At 55.0% G+C, this 15,543-nt stretch carries 15 protein-coding genes and 1 tRNA gene; 11 read left to right on the top strand and 5 right to left on the bottom strand.

Annotated features, from left to right (window positions below; all coding sequences use genetic code 11):
- Positions 1-61 precede the first annotated feature (61 nt).
- On the bottom strand, positions 62-448 hold the full coding sequence (locus G449_RS0106855) for a carboxymuconolactone decarboxylase family protein (RefSeq protein ID WP_022658571.1): 387 nt from the start codon (positions 446-448) through the stop codon (positions 62-64).
- A 105-nt stretch (positions 449-553) separates the two neighbouring features.
- Here G449_RS0106855 and G449_RS16330 point away from each other — a divergent pair, with 105 nt between their 5' ends.
- Positions 554-1,534, top strand: a complete 981-nt coding sequence (locus tag G449_RS16330) for a LysR family transcriptional regulator (RefSeq protein WP_022658570.1) — start codon at positions 554-556, stop codon at positions 1,532-1,534.
- A gap of 65 nt (positions 1,535-1,599) precedes the next feature.
- Here the strand turns inward: G449_RS16330 and grpE are convergent, their stop codons facing one another.
- Positions 1,600-2,253: a nucleotide exchange factor GrpE gene (gene grpE / locus G449_RS0106845; protein WP_022658569.1), complete on the bottom strand. Its 654-nt coding sequence runs from the start codon at positions 2,251-2,253 to the stop codon at positions 1,600-1,602.
- 206 nt (positions 2,254-2,459) lie between these two features.
- On the opposite strand from grpE, the gene hisD reads away from it, so the two are divergent.
- From hisD to G449_RS0106820, 5 genes are all read left to right on the top strand, one after another.
- Positions 2,460-3,764 carry a histidinol dehydrogenase gene (hisD, locus tag G449_RS0106840; RefSeq protein WP_022658568.1) on the top strand — a complete coding sequence of 435 codons (1,305 nt, stop codon included), beginning with the start codon at positions 2,460-2,462 and terminating at the stop codon, positions 3,762-3,764.
- Positions 3,765-3,791: 27 nt separating this feature from the next.
- Positions 3,792-4,673, top strand: a complete 882-nt coding sequence (locus tag G449_RS0106835; RefSeq protein WP_022658567.1) for a phosphoribosylaminoimidazolesuccinocarboxamide synthase — start codon at positions 3,792-3,794, stop codon at positions 4,671-4,673.
- Positions 4,674-4,892: 219 nt separating this feature from the next.
- On the top strand, positions 4,893-5,663 hold the full coding sequence (locus tag G449_RS0106830; protein ID WP_022658566.1) for an enoyl-ACP reductase FabI: 771 nt from the start codon (positions 4,893-4,895) through the stop codon (positions 5,661-5,663).
- 81 nt (positions 5,664-5,744) lie between these two features.
- Positions 5,745-5,885 (top strand): hypothetical protein, encoded by a 141-nt coding sequence (locus G449_RS18440; RefSeq protein WP_022658565.1) that lies wholly within the window; start codon positions 5,745-5,747, stop codon positions 5,883-5,885.
- A gap of 288 nt (positions 5,886-6,173) precedes the next feature.
- Positions 6,174-6,265, top strand: a tRNA-Ser gene (locus tag G449_RS0106820).
- Positions 6,266-6,394: 129 nt separating this feature from the next.
- Here the strand turns inward: G449_RS0106820 and G449_RS0106815 are convergent.
- Positions 6,395-6,691 carry a hypothetical protein gene (locus G449_RS0106815; protein ID WP_022658564.1) on the bottom strand — a complete coding sequence of 99 codons (297 nt, stop codon included), beginning with the start codon at positions 6,689-6,691 and terminating at the stop codon, positions 6,395-6,397.
- Positions 6,692-6,994: 303 nt separating this feature from the next.
- Between G449_RS0106815 and G449_RS0106810 the strand changes: the two genes are divergently transcribed.
- Positions 6,995-7,261 carry an RNA recognition motif domain-containing protein gene (locus G449_RS0106810; protein WP_022658563.1) on the top strand — a complete coding sequence of 89 codons (267 nt, stop codon included), beginning with the start codon at positions 6,995-6,997 and terminating at the stop codon, positions 7,259-7,261.
- A gap of 350 nt (positions 7,262-7,611) precedes the next feature.
- Here G449_RS0106810 and G449_RS18435 read toward each other — a convergent pair whose 3' ends face one another.
- Together G449_RS18435 and G449_RS0106805 are read right to left on the bottom strand one after the other, a co-directional pair.
- Positions 7,612-7,824 carry a hypothetical protein gene (locus G449_RS18435; protein WP_159060448.1) on the bottom strand — a complete coding sequence of 71 codons (213 nt, stop codon included), beginning with the start codon at positions 7,822-7,824 and terminating at the stop codon, positions 7,612-7,614.
- A 163-nt stretch (positions 7,825-7,987) separates the two neighbouring features.
- Positions 7,988-8,275: a hypothetical protein gene (locus G449_RS0106805; protein WP_022658562.1), complete on the bottom strand. Its 288-nt coding sequence runs from the start codon at positions 8,273-8,275 to the stop codon at positions 7,988-7,990.
- 1,328 nt (positions 8,276-9,603) lie between these two features.
- Here G449_RS0106805 and G449_RS0106800 point away from each other — a divergent pair.
- From G449_RS0106800 to G449_RS0106785, 4 genes are all read left to right on the top strand, one after another.
- Positions 9,604-12,546: a M16 family metallopeptidase gene (locus tag G449_RS0106800; protein ID WP_022658561.1), complete on the top strand. Its 2,943-nt coding sequence runs from the start codon at positions 9,604-9,606 to the stop codon at positions 12,544-12,546.
- Positions 12,546-13,442: an ABC transporter ATP-binding protein gene (locus tag G449_RS0106795; RefSeq protein ID WP_022658560.1), complete on the top strand. Its 897-nt coding sequence runs from the start codon at positions 12,546-12,548 to the stop codon at positions 13,440-13,442. The genes G449_RS0106800 and G449_RS0106795 overlap by 1 nt, the downstream gene beginning before the upstream one ends.
- 65 nt (positions 13,443-13,507) lie before the next feature.
- On the top strand, positions 13,508-14,176 hold the full coding sequence (locus G449_RS18430) for a hypothetical protein (RefSeq protein ID WP_022658559.1): 669 nt from the start codon (positions 13,508-13,510) through the stop codon (positions 14,174-14,176).
- On the top strand, positions 14,176-15,489 hold the full coding sequence (locus tag G449_RS0106785) for a DUF4857 domain-containing protein (RefSeq protein WP_022658558.1): 1,314 nt from the start codon (positions 14,176-14,178) through the stop codon (positions 15,487-15,489). Before G449_RS18430 ends, G449_RS0106785 begins: the two co-directional genes overlap by 1 nt.
- Positions 15,490-15,543 lie beyond the last annotated feature (54 nt).

Here is a 15,543-nt window from a genome sequence, read left to right as displayed (position 1 = left end):
CCTGCATTTCCCCATTTTCTGACGCAGCGGCTGCCAACAGCAACCGCCGCGCCTGTCTGCCCTACACTTTCTGCCCATCCTGCCCGTCAAAAACATCCCTGGCGACAAACAGGCCGTTCAACGCGGCGGGAAAACCCGCGTACACGGCCATCTGCATAATGACCTCCAGTATTTCCTTGCGGGTGCAGCCCACATGCAGGGCAGCCGCAATATGCACGCGCAGTTGCGGGGCCGCGTTGCCCATTGCTGTCAGGGCCGCCACAACGGCGATCTCCCGCTTTTTCAAATCCAGCCCTGGCCTTGAATAGATATCCCCGAACGGAAATTCCACAAGGTATCGCGCAAAATCGGGGCAAATAGCCCGCACGCTTTCCAGCACTTCTTCTCCGCCGCGTCCATCAACCTGTTCCAGCATGGCAAGCCCTGCGGCATAACGATCAGTCTGCATGACATTCTCCGGTGTAATGGCCTGGCTCAATGCCGTGGCCCTGATCAGACTTTTATGCCCATGCCCGCGCTTTGCCTCTTGCCTTTTTGGTGATACCTTTAAAGCATGGCTAACGATCTTTTTGACATCCCCGACTGGCGGCTGCTGCGCTATTTTTCTGTAGTTGCAGAAGAAGGCAGCCTGCGGCGCGCCGCTGACAGGCTGTATATGACCCAGCCGCCCCTGAGCCGCCATATGCGGCATCTGGAAGAAATGCTGGGCCTCACGCTGTTTGAGCGCCACAGCCGAGGGCTGACACTCACGGAGGCAGGGCTGGAAGTGCTGCGCATTGCCCGCCCGGTACTGGGAGCACAGGACGCCGCAGGACTGCGTTTGCGGAGGCTCGGACATGGCAGGAATGGATCGGAAGCGCCCTTGTCCATTGGTCTGACAACAGCCTTTGAACAGGGCATTTTTGCGGGCTTTATAAAAAGACTTGATACTCTCAACGGCAGCCCGGTGCGGTATGTGCGCCAGCCTTCGCCCCAACTTGCGCGGGGAGTTCGCCGGGGCAGGCTGAACGCGGCGCTGGTGGCTCTGCCTCTTGATGCTGCGGGCGTGCATGTTAGCCCCCTGCCGTATGCGGAACCTCTGCTTGCAGCTTTGCCCGCAGCATGGCTTGCAGGCCTGCCCCCTGCAGGCAATGGCGCAGCAAAACTGCAAGACCTGAACGGCAGACCTCTTTTCTGGTTTCGGCGCGAGAACAATCCCGCGTACTTTGACCATATGCGTGGCATTTTCACCCATGTGGGCTTTGCACCAGTATATCTGGAAGAACCGGAAGAGCACGACGTGCTGCTGGCCCGCATTGCCCAGGGGGATGGCATGGGAATGCTGCCGCGTTCATTTTCCGCCATTGGGCGGAGAGGTGTTGTCTTTTGCCCGCTGGCGGAAGGGGAACTGCTGGAACTACGCCTGGGCCTGGCGCTGCAAGTGGGTGGTGCTTACGACACGGACGGCAGCGCCCATGAGGGTGACGAGCCGGATACGACATTACAATTACGGCAGATCATTGCCGAAGCTGCCCATTTTCTGGGCACGGCATAACCAGCGCAAAAAACAGAAAAGCCCGGCATCCGAAGACGCCGGGCCCAAAAACCGCGTAAAAAAAATTACTGTTTTATCATCACCTTGGCGGGGCGGAGCAAGCGGTCGCCCAGCTTGAAACCCCGTTGCAGCACACGCGCCACAGAGTTGGGGGCAAAATCGGGGCGGTCTTCAAAACCCACGGCTTCATGCACGTTGGGATCAAATTCTTCGCCTTCCTCACCCATAGGCCTGAGGCCGTGCTTTTCCACCGCATCAAGCAGGAGCTTGTGGGTCATGGCCACACCCTGCAACATGTCCTTGCAGGCTTCGCTCTTGCTGCCGTAACGCAGGGCCAGATCAAGATTGTCGAGCGTGGGCAGCAGGTCGCCCAAGACCTTTTCAGCCGCGTAGCGCATCTGCTCTTCATGCTCGCGCGTGAGGCGCTTCTTGAAATTGTCCATTTCTGCGGCATTGCGCAGGCGCATTTCTGTCAGCTCCGCCTTGCAACGTTCTTCAAGGCTTTCGGCTGAAGCCGCCTTGTCTGCCGGGGCAGTATCAGACTCCTGCACGGAATCGGCAGCGGGGTTTTTGCCCGCATTTTGACCGAACAGAATACCATCTTCTTCAAGAAAACCATCTTCCGGTCTTTCGGGCTGGCATTCTGCCCGGTTATCCGCCTGGCCGCCCTGCTGACTGCCCTGCTGTCCGAATGAGTGGTTCATTTTATGACGCTGCATGCTTCCTCCTGAGTCGACCCCGGCGGGGTCACGATGCTTCCCGTTAAGTAAGTATGCTTGTCCACCCTGTCAAGGCGCTGCCGTAACTGCAAAAAGTTTTGTTCCGGCTCCACTGCCCCAGCACTTGCGCCAGTTGACAGACATCTGCGCCTCGACATTCTGCGGCGGCTTCTGTATATTGCGCGAACCAGAAGAGGAACAGCACTATGACATGCCGAATTTTGACGCTGCAACATGAACAGGAATGGCCCGCGCTGGCCCAGTGGCTGCAAGGGCGGCACAATCCCGGCAACGGGGTGGAAAGCGCCGTAACCGACATTATCAACGCTGTGCGGCAAAAGGGCGACGATGCCCTTGTGGAGTACACGCGCAATTTTGACTGCCCTGACTTTGCCCCGCCCCTGCGCGTGAGCGAGCAGGAAATCGCCAAGGCGGCAGCCTCCGTTACCATTGAAAGCCGCGAAATCATCGGCGAGGCTGCGGCCAATATTCGTTCTTTCCACGAAGCTCAGGTTGAGAAATCGTGGTTTCTCACCCGCCAGGACGGCAGCATTCTCGGCCAGCAGGTTACATCTGTTGACGCGGGCGGCCTGTATGTTCCCGGCGGTCAGGGCGGCAATACGCCCCTTGTTTCCAGCCTGCTCATGAGCGCCATACCCGCCCAGGTGGCCGGTGTGCCGCGTCTGGCCGTATTTACGCCGCCCCGCAAGGACGGCACGGTTAATCCGCACATTCTTGCCGCAGCGCATCTGCTTGATATTGATGAAGTTTACCGCGTTGGCGGGGCATGGTCCATTGCGGCCATGGCCTACGGCACGCAGACCATTCACCCCGTGGATGTTATTGCCGGGCCGGGCAATATTTTTGTCACCACTGCCAAGCGCTTTGTGCAGGGCATTGTGGGCATTGATATGATCGCCGGGCCGAGCGAAGTGCTCGTGCTGGCCGATTCTTCCGCCAACCCCGCATGGCTTGCTGCGGATATGCTTTCGCAGGCGGAACACGATGCCCTGGCCTCGGCCATCTGCATCACTGACGATGCCCGTCTGGCCGATACCCTCCAGCAGGAGCTGAAAAAGCAGTGCGCCGCCCTGCCCAGAGCCACCACCGCCGCCCGCGCGCTGGAAGACTGGAGCGCCATTGTGGTTACGCCCAATCTTTCCGTAGCTGTGGCAGTTGCCAACATGGTGGCCCCGGAGCACCTTGAGCTGTGCACCCGCGACCCCTGGGCCGTATTGCCCTTTATTCGCCATGCCGGGGCCGTGTTCATGGGCCAGCACAGCCCCGAACCTGTGGGCGACTATTTTGCCGGGCCCAACCATGTGCTGCCCACACTGGGAACGGCGCGTTTTTCATCGGCTCTTTCGGTGCAGACCTTCTGCAAAAAGACCAGCATCGTGGCCGCTTCTTCAACCTTTTTACAGCAGAACATGCAGTCCATAGCCGCCCTTGCCCGGCTGGAAGGCCTGGAAGCCCACGCCCGCTCCGTTGAAGCGCGCGGGAAGAAATAGCAAGAGCCAGAGGAATCAGGAGCCATCATGAAAGTCGTGGTAAAAACCGAGATCAGCGCCTATCCCCTTCTTTCTCGCGGGAAAGTGCGCGACATCTATGATGTGGACGAAAAAACACTGCTCATTGTCACCACTGACCGCATGTCGGCCTTTGACGTGATCATGAACGAACCCATCCCCTACAAGGGCGTGATTCTTAACCAGATCACCCTGTTCTGGATGGAAAAGTTCAAGGATATCATCCCCAATCACTTGATTGAAAGCGATGTGAACCGCTTCCCCGCCGCTCTGGCCCCTTGGAAGGACGAGCTTGAAGGCCGCGCCGTCATCGTGCGCAAGGCCAAGCCCCTGCCCGTGGAATGCATTGTGCGCGGCTACATCACCGGCTCCGGCTGGAAAGATTACAAGGCCACCGGCACCCTGTGCGGCTACAAGCTGCCCGCCAACCTGCGCGAATCCGACAAGCTGGAACCTGCGCTGTTTACGCCCTCCACCAAGGCCGAACTGGGCCAGCACGATGAAAACATCAGCGTGGCTCAGGCTGGGGAACTGCTCGGCGCGGAAACCGCCGCCCAGGTTGAACGCACCACGCTTGCCATTTACGAGGCCGGGCGCACCTACGCCGCCGGGCGCGGCATCATCGTGGCGGACACCAAGTTTGAATTCGGCTTTATTGACGACAAGCTGCACCTCATTGATGAAGTGCTCACGCCCGATTCTTCCCGCTTCTGGCCCGCTGACCAGTATCAGCCCGGTCAGGGCCAGCCCAGCTTTGACAAGCAGTACCTGCGCGACTGGCTGGAAAAGCAGCCCTGGAACAAGCAGCCCCCGCCGCCCGCCCTGCCGGAAGAAATCATTAAGGCCACGGCGAACCGCTACCAGGAAGCTTACGACATCCTTACAAAGTAAAAAAATTGAGCGCGTCCGGTACAACAGTGCCGGGCGCGCCTTTGGCGTGGGAGCCTAGGCACTTTTTTCACAAAAGCGCCGGGCTGTACCATCGACCTGCCGTCCACTGTCCGACAGCGCCGTATATTGTGCAGCTTTTTCGCCCAGGCGCGCTGCCGCTGTTCTGATACACTTTAGTGCCGACTCGTTCGGCTCGCATTGTTTTTTTCAGGAGGATCCATGCTGCTGCAAGGAAAGAAAGCTCTTATACTGGGTTTGGCCAATAATAGAAGTATCGCTTACGGCATTGCCAATGCCCTCAAGGAACAGGGTGCCCGTCTGGCGTTCAACTATGTGGGAGATGCCATCAAAAAACGCGTTGACCCCCTGAGCGAAGAGCTTGGCGGTGAATTCACCTTCCAGTGCGATGTGTGCGATGACGCGCAGATTCAGGCCGCCGCAGATCTGGTCAAAGAGAAGTGGGGCGATCTGGACATTCTTGTGCATTCCGTGGCCTTTGCCAATCGCGAAGACCTGGGTGGCCGCTTTGTGGACACCTCCCGCGAGGGCTTTCGCCTTGCCCTGGACGTTTCCGCCTACTCGCTCACCGGCGTCTGTCGCGCATTTGAACCCCTGCTGCACGAGGGTTCTTCCATCATGACCATGACCTATCACGGTTCAACCAAGGTCATTCCCGGCTACAACGTCATGGGTGTTGCCAAGGCCGCTCTTGAGGCCTCCGTGCGTTACCTCGCCTGCGACTTCGGCACCAAGGGCATCCGCGTCAACGCCATCAGCGCTGGCCCCATTAAAACCCTTGCCGCTTCTGCTGTTTCCAGCATGAAGGATCTGTGCAACATTGTTGACCGCAACGCCCCGCTGCACCGCAACGTCACCACTGGCGACGTGGGCGGCACGGCCCTGTACCTCGCCTCTGACCTTGCCCACGCTGTGACGGGCCAGGTCATCTATGTGGACAGCGGCTTCAGCACCATAGGCGTGATGGGCTAACCCCCTGCGGCCAAGAACAAGAACGCGCGCTTGCGCAATGGCGCGGCCTCAGCAGCCTGATGCCGTCAGAAGGATCAGAGCATGGACGTCCTGACACTCAACGCTGTAGGCATTACCGTTATGGCGGTCTTTGGCCTGTGGGCTTTTTATCGCGCCGCGCAGATCACCAAGAAAAAGCGCAAAGATGACGAGACCAAAAACAAGGACCGCAAAGACGATTAGCCAAGGCCGATCGCGTGCAGCCCCTGTTGATATATTATGCAAGGCCCGTCCGGGATTCCGGGTGGGCCTTGCCTCTTGGGGGGGCGCTGTGGGACTTTGCTGCGCTGTAGGGCTTCGCCAAGCCCGATGCTCTGTGCGGCGAATAGGAAAGGGGCGCTGCATTGGGGCGGTTGATACCCTTACGACAACTTTTTTTGCAACAAACTGCCCTGATTCATTTTTTTCTCTTGCAATTCCCAAATGCCTGCTATATAGGTATTCGGCTTTGAGCGGTGCACAACACCGAATGGAGAGGTGTCCGAGCTGGTCTAAGGAGCACGATTGGAAATCGTGTGTACGTTAATAGCGTACCGGGAGTTCGAATCTCCCCCTCTCCGCCAGATTTCAAGGGGTTACTGGAAAACAGTAACCCCTTTTTTATGATGGACGAAAACTCCCCGCTTAGGGAAGTTTTCGTCCATAAAAGAAATCAAACAATACTCTGCACCGTGCGCCATTTTCAGCCGCTATCACCTACGGCGCTGGCCACATCCCTCGTACATGGAAAGAATCTTGAATATATCGTCATGATTCTGAGAGGACTCATCAGCTTCGCCCTGTGCCCGCTGCTTGAGTATCTTTTCCGCCCTTTTCAAAAAGGCGTCGGCACCTTTAGTCTTGTACGTCTCATCTTCCCCAAGCGAGATATTAACTGTTTTTCCATCGCCCACGGGTTCAATCGACATTTTCTGCCCATCATGAAAGGTAAAAACTTTTTCTTCCTTGCTTGTAAGAATATTTGCGACAAGCCGTAGTTTATAATTCATACATACTCCAATTTTTTCTATTTCAATCAACAATCATACCAACATAAAATTACGGTGTCTAAATAATAATAAAAAATAATTTTTTAGATGCTATCTCACTGCCCAGACTGATGATAGTTTTATAAAAAATGTAAATTCAAGCTGTAATATCTCTTCCCCACCAAGAACATTCATTGACATTTTTCAAGCCTCGCCCTATATTTTCTCATCATTGATTGGGTATAGTAAATTTTTCGCCAGAGACTTTACATGGGTAAGGCTTCAAGCAGAAAGTCTACCTCCCTTAACCCCTTGGAGTCTCACATGGCTACTTCTATTTATGTCGGTAATTTGTCCTGGTCTGCCACTCAGGACGGCGTTGAAGCTCTCTTCAAGCCCTACGGCGATGTTCTTTCCGTGAATCTGATCTCTGATCGCGAAACCGGCCGCGCCCGTGGCTTCGGTTTTGTTGAAATGGACGAAAGCAGCGCCATCAACGCTATTTCCGCTCTTGACGGCAAAGAAGTTGACGGCCGCGCCCTGCGCGTGAACAAGGCTGAGCCCAAAAAGCCCGCCGCCCGTCGCTGGTAAGTCCAGTACGCATTTAAAATGCAGGAAGGCCGTGATTTTCACGGCCTTTTTTTTATCTGAAATAGCCAAAAGCCCTGCGTACAGAAAACTTCAAACATTCCTGAAAAGTATCAGCCAATTTGTACCAACAATTCGGCCTGAACGGGCACAGCAGTTTGCCTCAAAAAGCAATCAGATTATCCGACCGGCTACAACGCACGGGGGTGAATCCCTCAAGCAACCACCATCCAACCAAAAGGGTGTGAAGTATTTTCCCCCCAACAAGGCACAACAACGCTCAGCCCGTGGACTTTTTAGCGTTGCCTCCTATGGGGACAGTCCATCACACCCTTTTTATTTATTACCCAGCTTTATAATGACGTTGCGTCAAGACGCGTTCTCAGTTCATTTGCTACAAACCGCAATTGACTACTAAAATTATCTTTTTTCACCAACGATGTATTCATACCGAGCCATTTATGTAATTTCAAATCATCTGATGCTGGCGGAAGACTTTCTAGATATCTTTTCCAATTAGATAAAATTCGCTCTATTTCAGCACGTTGTTTTGAGTTAATTTGCATAATTCATTCTCCTGTTCATGTTCAAAAAAATTGTACCTCCTCACACAGGCAAATAATCGTTGCCCATTGTAAAATAAAAGCAAGTGCGGATTGATTGTAGAATAAGTCATCCCTGTGTAATGCTCGCAGCATCATACACCACCACAAAACGGTTCAGGAAGCGTCATTCAAGATTATTTTTGTACATGGAAAGCACCTGATCAATACTGTCTTGCCCTTCCCGAGTTTCATCCCATCCGGCAATGCCTCTACCTTCTAATATCTGCTCAATTTTTTTTACAAAATCTGCAGCTCCTTTTGTCTTATATGAAGCACCATCATCGATGATGATGTCCATTATCTTACCATCGCCCACTGGCAATATTTTCATTTCGTGACCATCTGCAAGGGTGAATCTTTTTCCACCATTGCTTTTGAGAGCCACAGAAACAAGATCAAGCGGATATTCCATAGCTACTCCCATCAATCAATACCTGCTTGCAGAGTACCACAACAAATTAACAGTGTCTCTAAAATCACTATAATTAAAAAAACTAACAATAACGAGCATCAACAATAAAACTACACCAGTTACACATACAATTAACCTTATTGTCACTTAACTGTACGCATTGGCAGACACTGAAATCTCTTTTCACAAATTTTCGGGCGAAGTGCGCTTAACCATATTTAATAATTATATATTATTATTATTTTCATCGTTCCTTTTATCCCTGTTTGCAAACAGAAAGTCCCAAATACCGGTCAAACTAACCTATGAGCTAGCAGGGAAACAAAAAGATACTCTGAGATGTCCACTTTCATGCCATCCAGGTCTATGTCTCCACTCAAACGCATGGCAGGCTTTCGTGGTTAATCCCTTTTGACTACTGGCAACAAGAAGATTATGTTGCCCGCATGAACAAAGAAAATCTCCCTGTCATTCATCCCTGTATCAAATGTGGAAAAGCCCCCAAGGTTGAAGTATCCAGACCTGAAGGCAGAGTTAACGACATATATCGGCTTGTCTGCGAATGCGGAAACTGCCCTTTGCAGTGGTCTGTCAGCGAATCGGCTGCCATCAGGCTATGGAATTCATACGTTGCATCCTGATAATCAGTAGTGCTGCCATTTTTGTTGGAGTCTGCAAAGAACAGAACAATAAACAGAAGTATGCATGATGCCCTGAGTGCCTTTGATTATCATACCATTACCTCATTAATGCAGACTTATTAGCTAGTTGCGGCTTCGCGCAGCATATTCTGGCAGATCAGATACATTTTCAGCGAATCTCAGCAGGATTGCGTCCCCGCAGCTTCAGGACTGATGCCGGGAAAACGCTCAGCAGCCATTCAGCCACCACAGGCAAGGAGGAGGAACACAACTCCTCCTTCTTTTTTTACGCACCCGCAACTAATTGCAGCCACTGAAAATCCGCCATAGAAAAAAATCCCTGACACCGCCCTAGCAGCAACCTGCTTCCCCCCTCTCTCAACGGCAACCGCCACACTTTCATTCCTCGCCGCCTTTCAAAGGATATTCCTTTTTCAATTGCAATCTACAGTCAACATTTTATAAAAACTATTTTAATTTAGCCGGTTATATAAACGCTTCAGCTACAGGCCTCTGTGCAGATTTTCTGATATTTTTTATTCAATCATAACGCCTTACAAATAACTCATCATTATAATTGACACTATCCAAGTTTCTGGCTACTTAGCTAAGTCAAAAGAAATTCAATTTCATTTCCAGATAGCGACTTTCATTACTCCAAGCACTCAAACATGCGGATATGAAGACATGCCCTTATTTTTGACAGAATCAATCCTTGCCCTGTGCATTGTGTTAACATTCTTAACTTCCACATCATTTGCAAAAAATATTTTTGCAAACAGCCCCTCGGAAGCTTTTTGGTACGATGGCAAATGGGCGCACGAGCATTCTGACCTGCCGCCAGACCCTGCCATCACCTTTGGGCGTCTGCCAAACGGTTTCCGTTATGCGATCATCCCCAACGCCAAGCCAGCAGGCCGCGTTTCCATGTATCTGGATGTTCAGGCCGGTTCGCTGATGGAAACGCCCAGCGAGTTAGGCTACGCCCACTACATTGAACATATGGCTTTCAACGGAACACGCAATTTTGCGCCAGGATCGCTCATTCCCTTTTTCCAGCGCCACGGCATGAGCTTTGGGGGCGACACCAATGCCCATACCGCCTGGGCAGAAACCATCTTCAAGCTCAACCTGACATCCTGCGACACCAGCACTCTTGCCATGGGGATGAAAATCCTGCGCGACTTTGCGGATGGCATCCAGTTTGCCCCAGAAGAGGTTGCCAAGGAGCTGGGCGTTATTCTGGCAGAAAAAAATGTGCGCGACAGCGAAGCCATGGCAAGCAAACGCCAGCGTACGGCCCTGCTCTATGAAGGCACAGCCTTTGTGAACCAGCCCATCGGTACGGAGGATTGCATCCGTGGGGCTACCTCCGAGCGCCTGAAGGCCTTTTACCGCAAATGGTACCATCCGGAACGCATGATTCTGGTTATCGCAGGCTCCGTCACTGCCGATCAGATCAGCCCGCTTGTGAAAAACAGCTTTGCAGACATGACGAACCCCGGCCCGGTGCCCTTCCCCTCGTCATGGGGCGAGGCGAGGCTTGGCGGCATCCATGCGCAAGGGGAGCAACGCGCCATCAGCGGCGAGGAAATTTCCGTGATCATGCGCTTTCCGCGCATGCACCAGCGCGACACGCGTCTGAATCAGCAAAACCAGCTTGTGGATTCAGTACTCGGTTACTGTATGCAACGACGCCTGCTGGAGCGCGACCAGCACGACAATCTCTGGAACAACGCCCGCTTTGCCAGTAACTGGCGGCAGGGCCTTACCCCTTCTGCCGCTATCGGCCTGACAACGCACTCCGGCGGCTGGCAACAGGCGCTGCCTGCCCTGGCGCAAGAAATAAGGGCGGCGGTAACGCACGGCTTCACCCGGCAGGAGATAGCACAGGCGCTTGATTTTGCAGAAAAAAGAATTTCCCGCTTCAAGGAGCAGCGCGCTGGCATGAGCAATGCCGATGTGGCAGACCAGTTTGTACGCACCGCCAATGCGGACTACGTTCAAACCGCCCCCGCCTTTGATCTGGACCTCTTCCAGCAGTTGCGGCCCGCCATCACCGAAGATGCGGTCAATGCAGCGCTTCGCTCCATGCTGGCAATGGACGATGTTTTCCTTGCTGTGGGCAGCGCCACGCCGCCCGATGCAGCCGCCATCCTCGCCGCATGGCAAGAGGGCCTTGCTGCGCAGCCAGCGCCCAGGGTGCAGACAAAATCCATTGCCTTCCCCTACCTTGAACTTCCGCCGGCAGCATCGGCAACTGCGGCCCCCACAGATGCGCCCATAGCCAGCCGCGATCTCTCCCAGCCAGGCAGCCCAGCCGTAACCCTCCTCCAGACCCGTCTGAGCGATGCCGTTGAATGCTACGTGCTTCCGCTTAATTTTGAGCCCAACAAGGCCTCGGTGCAGCTTCTCTTCGGCAAGGGATACGCCAACTTGCCCGACAACGTCATAGCCCTTGCCCAAACAGCCAGCGCAACCCTGGCAGAAAGCGGCCTCGGCGCGCTCTCGCGCCTTGAAACGCAAAAACTGTCGGAGCGCATGGGCGGCAGGGTCGGCGAGGTGCACGGCCCCAACAATGCCATCATCAGTGTTGAAGGCGACTCCCGCCAGCTTGAGCTACTGGTGCAGGCGGTGTGGACGCAATTCAGCGACCCGCAGCCAGAGGGTGCCGACCTCCAGCGCGCCCTGCGCAAACTTGAGGCTCAGAACCGCAAACAGACTGAAACAGTTGAAGAAGTTTCAAAAATAGCCGGGCAGACATTTTTTTACAGCAATGCCCGCAGATATCAGCCCCTCAGGCCCGAGGAGGCAGCCAGCCTTGGCATTGACGATGTGCGCAGCTTTATCGCCGCCAGCCGTAAAAAAGAGCCTGTGCGTGTGATCATCAGCGGAGATATTGACCCCAATGCGGCAATTTCACTGGCAAAACGCTACTTCGGTCACATCACAACCCAGACTGCGGCTGCGGAAGAAAAAACAGCCCCGCTGGAATTTCCTGCTGGCAAATCCGCAAGCATTCTGGTTCCGGATTCTGTAGATCAGGCCGTTATCCGCAAGGCATGGCGTCTTGACTTCGCGCCGCAGGGCAACAGGGAGGTTCTGGCTGCCCGGCAGCTTGCGGCAGCGCTGCTGCGCGACAAACTGCGCCGCGATCTGCGGGAGCGCATGGGCGCAAGCTACAGCCCCAGCGCATTTTATCGCACCATGTCCAATGAAGACGGGTATTCCCTGCTCCAGGTCGATGTGCACACCAAAAGGGAGCAGATGGGTCAGGTTACGGAATATCTGGGGACTCTCGCCCCCTGGAAGGTGAGCCAGCAGGAGCTGGACCGACTGCGCCTGCCCATGCTCACCCAGGTTCAGACCAGCCGCAGCAACACCCAGTACTGGCAGCGCATGCTGCTGACAGAACTGGCTACAGGCTACCCCTATCTTGAATGGAGCAAAACAACAGAGAGCAACCTGCAAAACTGCACAAAAGAAGCTGTAGCGGAAGCTCTGAAAGACCTTCTGGCAGCTCCCTCCGCCATATGGACAGTTGCGGCGCATTCCCAGCCCAGTGCCGACCAGGGCAATATCGCCAGGCCCAGCCCCAGCAAGGCCAATACAGCCAAGGAGGGCAAGTGATGGAAGAGCTTATTTCATGCAAGGCTCTTCGCCACAGCTACCACGGCACAGAGGTGCTGCACGGTGTTGATTTCAGCGTGTCGCGAGGCGAGATTGTGGGCTTGCTGGGTAAAAACGGCGCGGGGAAAAGCACCAGCATCAACATCCTGATGGGCTTCATGCAGCCGGATTCGGGCCGGTGCATGGTCATGGGGCATCCAAGCCACGCCATACCGCCGCAGGTGCGCGCACGTATCGGTCTGCTGCACGAGGGCTTCATCCAGTACAATTTCATGACCATCGGCGAGATTGAACGCTTCTATTCCAGCTTTTATCCACAGTGGGACAGGGGCATCTATTATGATGTGGTGGGCCGCATGGACATACCTTTCACCCGGCGCATCACCAGACTTTCCTGCGGGCAGCGCTCGCAGGTCACCTTGGGCCTCATCTTGGCGCAACGGGCCGAACTGATGATCCTTGACGATTATTCCCTAGGCCTTGATGTGGGCTACCGCCGGCTGTTTCTCGACTTTTTGCGGGATCACGTGCGCCGCTACGGCACCACGGTATTGCTGACCTCGCACGTGGTGCAGGAGCTGGAAAACCTGCTTGATTCACTGGTGGTTATCCACAAAGGAACAGTTTTGGCCAAAGAACGTCAGGCGGATTTCATGCGTTCATTTTTGCGCTATGATCTGCCGCTTTGCACTGCCGCAGACGAATTGCGCAACAACGATGGCCCCCTGCTGCGGGTCGAGCGCGGCGCAGACCGGATGATGCTGTTCAGCCGGGCCCAGCCGGATGAAATGCGAGCTTTTCTTGAAGCACGAGGGGTAGCTTGCCCGGATGGCGCGCCCCAACCCGTGCCCATGACCTTTGAGGACGCTTTTGTGGGTCTGACGGGCAGATACTAGGCATCTTCAGCGGCAATCTGCCCTGAACGGCGCAGCAACACGGCATAGAGCAAAGCAGGAAGGACATGATCAAGGCACTGTTTTTTAAGGAATGGATCAAACTGCGCTACTTCTGGTGCATCCCCTTTATTTTCGCTGGCGCGGCCCTTGCGGATTACCACCTGACGTTCAAGGGCGTGCTTTCCATGCACGGAGCCGTGGACACATGGAACGGGCTGATATTCAAGGAGAGCATCTATTTTGGCTCTCTCCAGTGGGCCTTTATTCTTGGCGGCATCTGGCTTGCCTCGGTGCAGATGGCCCCTGAATGCGTGGGCAAAAGACTGCGCCTGCTCTTCCACCTCCCGGTCAACGCCATTCCTGCTCTTGCTGTTCAGGCCGTCACCGGTCTGGGCCTGATGGCGCTTGTATTCTGCGCCGCATCCGCAGGCTTTGCCCTGATAAACAATCACCACGGCCTGCCGCCGGAGCTTTCCGTACCCATGTTCAAAACCCTTTTGCCCTGGGGAATGGCTGGCCTCACAAGCTGGTGCGCCACTGCCGCCGCCATTGCCGACCCTTCGTTCAAACGCAAGATATGCTTTGCCTTGGCGGGATTCGCCTATGTAACCATGCTGACTGGTGGGCGAGGCTTTGCGTCCATGAGCAACAGCATATGGCTTTACGCCGCCGCCTGTCTGCCCTGGATTCCGGCTGTGGCCGCTGCCGCCCTGCGGGTCAAGGAGGGAGAATAATGCGTATTTACTGGCTGCGCCTTGCCCCGGTGTTTCTGGGTATTTTTGTTCTGGCCTGGTTTGTTCCGCAACTGTACCTGCGGGCCACACGGGCGGATTATCTTCAGCTAAGCGCTGTGTACAGTTCAGTAAAAAATAACTTTATCATTTTTGAAACCGGGCCTTCGGTGTTCCAGTTCAGGGACGAGGAAGGCAACCGCATCAGCCAGCGCGATGGCCGCATGACCCTGCCCTACATGTTTTCGCGCGATGTGGAAAAATGGGGCGGGTTCCCCATGAGCATTAACGGGCGCTCCGTCACCTTCAGGGATGCGCAGGAAGGTGTCCGCCTGCGGGCAACCCCGCGCGAGGTCATGCTCCCGCAGTCCCGCGTTCTTGTTCTTATGGAATCCGCGCCTGAAACCGCGTCCTTTTCCCTGCCGCCAGACATCCTGCTGCTGGACGACACCCGCCTGCGCTTTGTGAATTGCGCCGACGGCAAGGAAAACACCGGCAAGGGAACCGCCTTTACCGCCGCAGTGCTCACCGCCGGGGCGCAGTTTCCCCTTCAGGCTGCGGGCAGCAATGCCGACCCCTTCAAAAGCATGGATGAAGGCCTCTTTTTCGTGGATGCAAAGGGTATGCTCTTCCAGTTGCTCATGGTGCGCGGCAAGCCCGAATGCCGCAACACCGGGCATCTCATCCCCGGCAAAACGCTGCGCGTGGATGTGCGCGAAAACAAATACAGCGACCTGCTGGGCACCATCGCCACAGAAACCGGTCTGTACATCAACAGGCGCAGTCAGGCCCCCATGCGCCTGCCTTTGCAGTATCTGCCTGATGTGCAGAATGTTTCGGTGTGGGCCACCCCGCTGGACGCGACCTTTAACGTGAGCACTCTTGGCTCGCGCCTGGCGCAGGATGTGCTTGTGATCGCCGCCGACGGCAACCTTAAAATCATCCGCAACCTGCTGCTCAGCCCCCCCGCAACGGTTGTTGAACGGCAAATGAACCAGCAGCGCTGCCTTTCATTCCTCTGCCCGCTGACTGTGGTGCAGTTTGAACCGCATATTGCCGGAACCAGCCTGAAAATCGCCCTGCCGGAATATCCCCTCTGGGCCGCAGGCGGAAATCTGCTGAGCCTGATCCTGCTTCTCGCTGTACGGAAGCGGCAGGACAACAGACGCATGGAATCCGGTACGCTGCTGCGCACCTGCGCACCCGAAATCCTGCTTGTACTTGTTTTTGGTCTGCCTGCCCTGCTGACGCTTCTGGTTGCAGGCCCTCTGGCACGAATGCTGCCCCAGGGCTGTAATTGCGGCAGCGCCGCTTAACATACACGGGTTGATGCTGCGCTCACGCGCGCGAAAGGCAGTGCGTCTGCAATA

It is taken from the genome of Desulfovibrio desulfuricans DSM 642 (assembly GCF_000420465.1).
In the GTDB taxonomy this organism is placed as follows: Bacteria; Desulfobacterota; Desulfovibrionia; order Desulfovibrionales; family Desulfovibrionaceae; genus Desulfovibrio; species Desulfovibrio desulfuricans.
This window is presented reverse-complemented; position numbering and strand designations above follow the sequence as displayed.

Coding starts and splice junctions, on each gene's coding strand:
- G449_RS0106855 (WP_022658571.1), bottom strand. CDS start 448: ATGCAGACTGATCGTTATGCCGCAGGGCTTGCCATGCTGGAACAGGTT.
- G449_RS16330 (WP_022658570.1), top strand. CDS start 554: ATGGCTAACGATCTTTTTGACATCCCCGACTGGCGGCTGCTGCGCTAT.
- grpE (WP_022658569.1), bottom strand. CDS start 2,253: ATGCAGCGTCATAAAATGAACCACTCATTCGGACAGCAGGGCAGTCAG.
- hisD (WP_022658568.1), top strand. CDS start 2,460: ATGACATGCCGAATTTTGACGCTGCAACATGAACAGGAATGGCCCGCG.
- G449_RS0106835 (WP_022658567.1), top strand. CDS start 3,792: ATGAAAGTCGTGGTAAAAACCGAGATCAGCGCCTATCCCCTTCTTTCT.
- G449_RS0106830 (WP_022658566.1), top strand. CDS start 4,893: ATGCTGCTGCAAGGAAAGAAAGCTCTTATACTGGGTTTGGCCAATAAT.
- G449_RS18440 (WP_022658565.1), top strand. CDS start 5,745: ATGGACGTCCTGACACTCAACGCTGTAGGCATTACCGTTATGGCGGTC.
- G449_RS0106815 (WP_022658564.1), bottom strand. CDS start 6,691: ATGAATTATAAACTACGGCTTGTCGCAAATATTCTTACAAGCAAGGAA.
- G449_RS0106810 (WP_022658563.1), top strand. CDS start 6,995: ATGGCTACTTCTATTTATGTCGGTAATTTGTCCTGGTCTGCCACTCAG.
- G449_RS18435 (WP_159060448.1), bottom strand. CDS start 7,824: ATGCAAATTAACTCAAAACAACGTGCTGAAATAGAGCGAATTTTATCT.
- G449_RS0106805 (WP_022658562.1), bottom strand. CDS start 8,275: ATGGAATATCCGCTTGATCTTGTTTCTGTGGCTCTCAAAAGCAATGGT.
- G449_RS0106800 (WP_022658561.1), top strand. CDS start 9,604: ATGCCCTTATTTTTGACAGAATCAATCCTTGCCCTGTGCATTGTGTTA.
- G449_RS0106795 (WP_022658560.1), top strand. CDS start 12,546: ATGGAAGAGCTTATTTCATGCAAGGCTCTTCGCCACAGCTACCACGGC.
- G449_RS18430 (WP_022658559.1), top strand. CDS start 13,508: ATGATCAAGGCACTGTTTTTTAAGGAATGGATCAAACTGCGCTACTTC.
- G449_RS0106785 (WP_022658558.1), top strand. CDS start 14,176: ATGCGTATTTACTGGCTGCGCCTTGCCCCGGTGTTTCTGGGTATTTTT.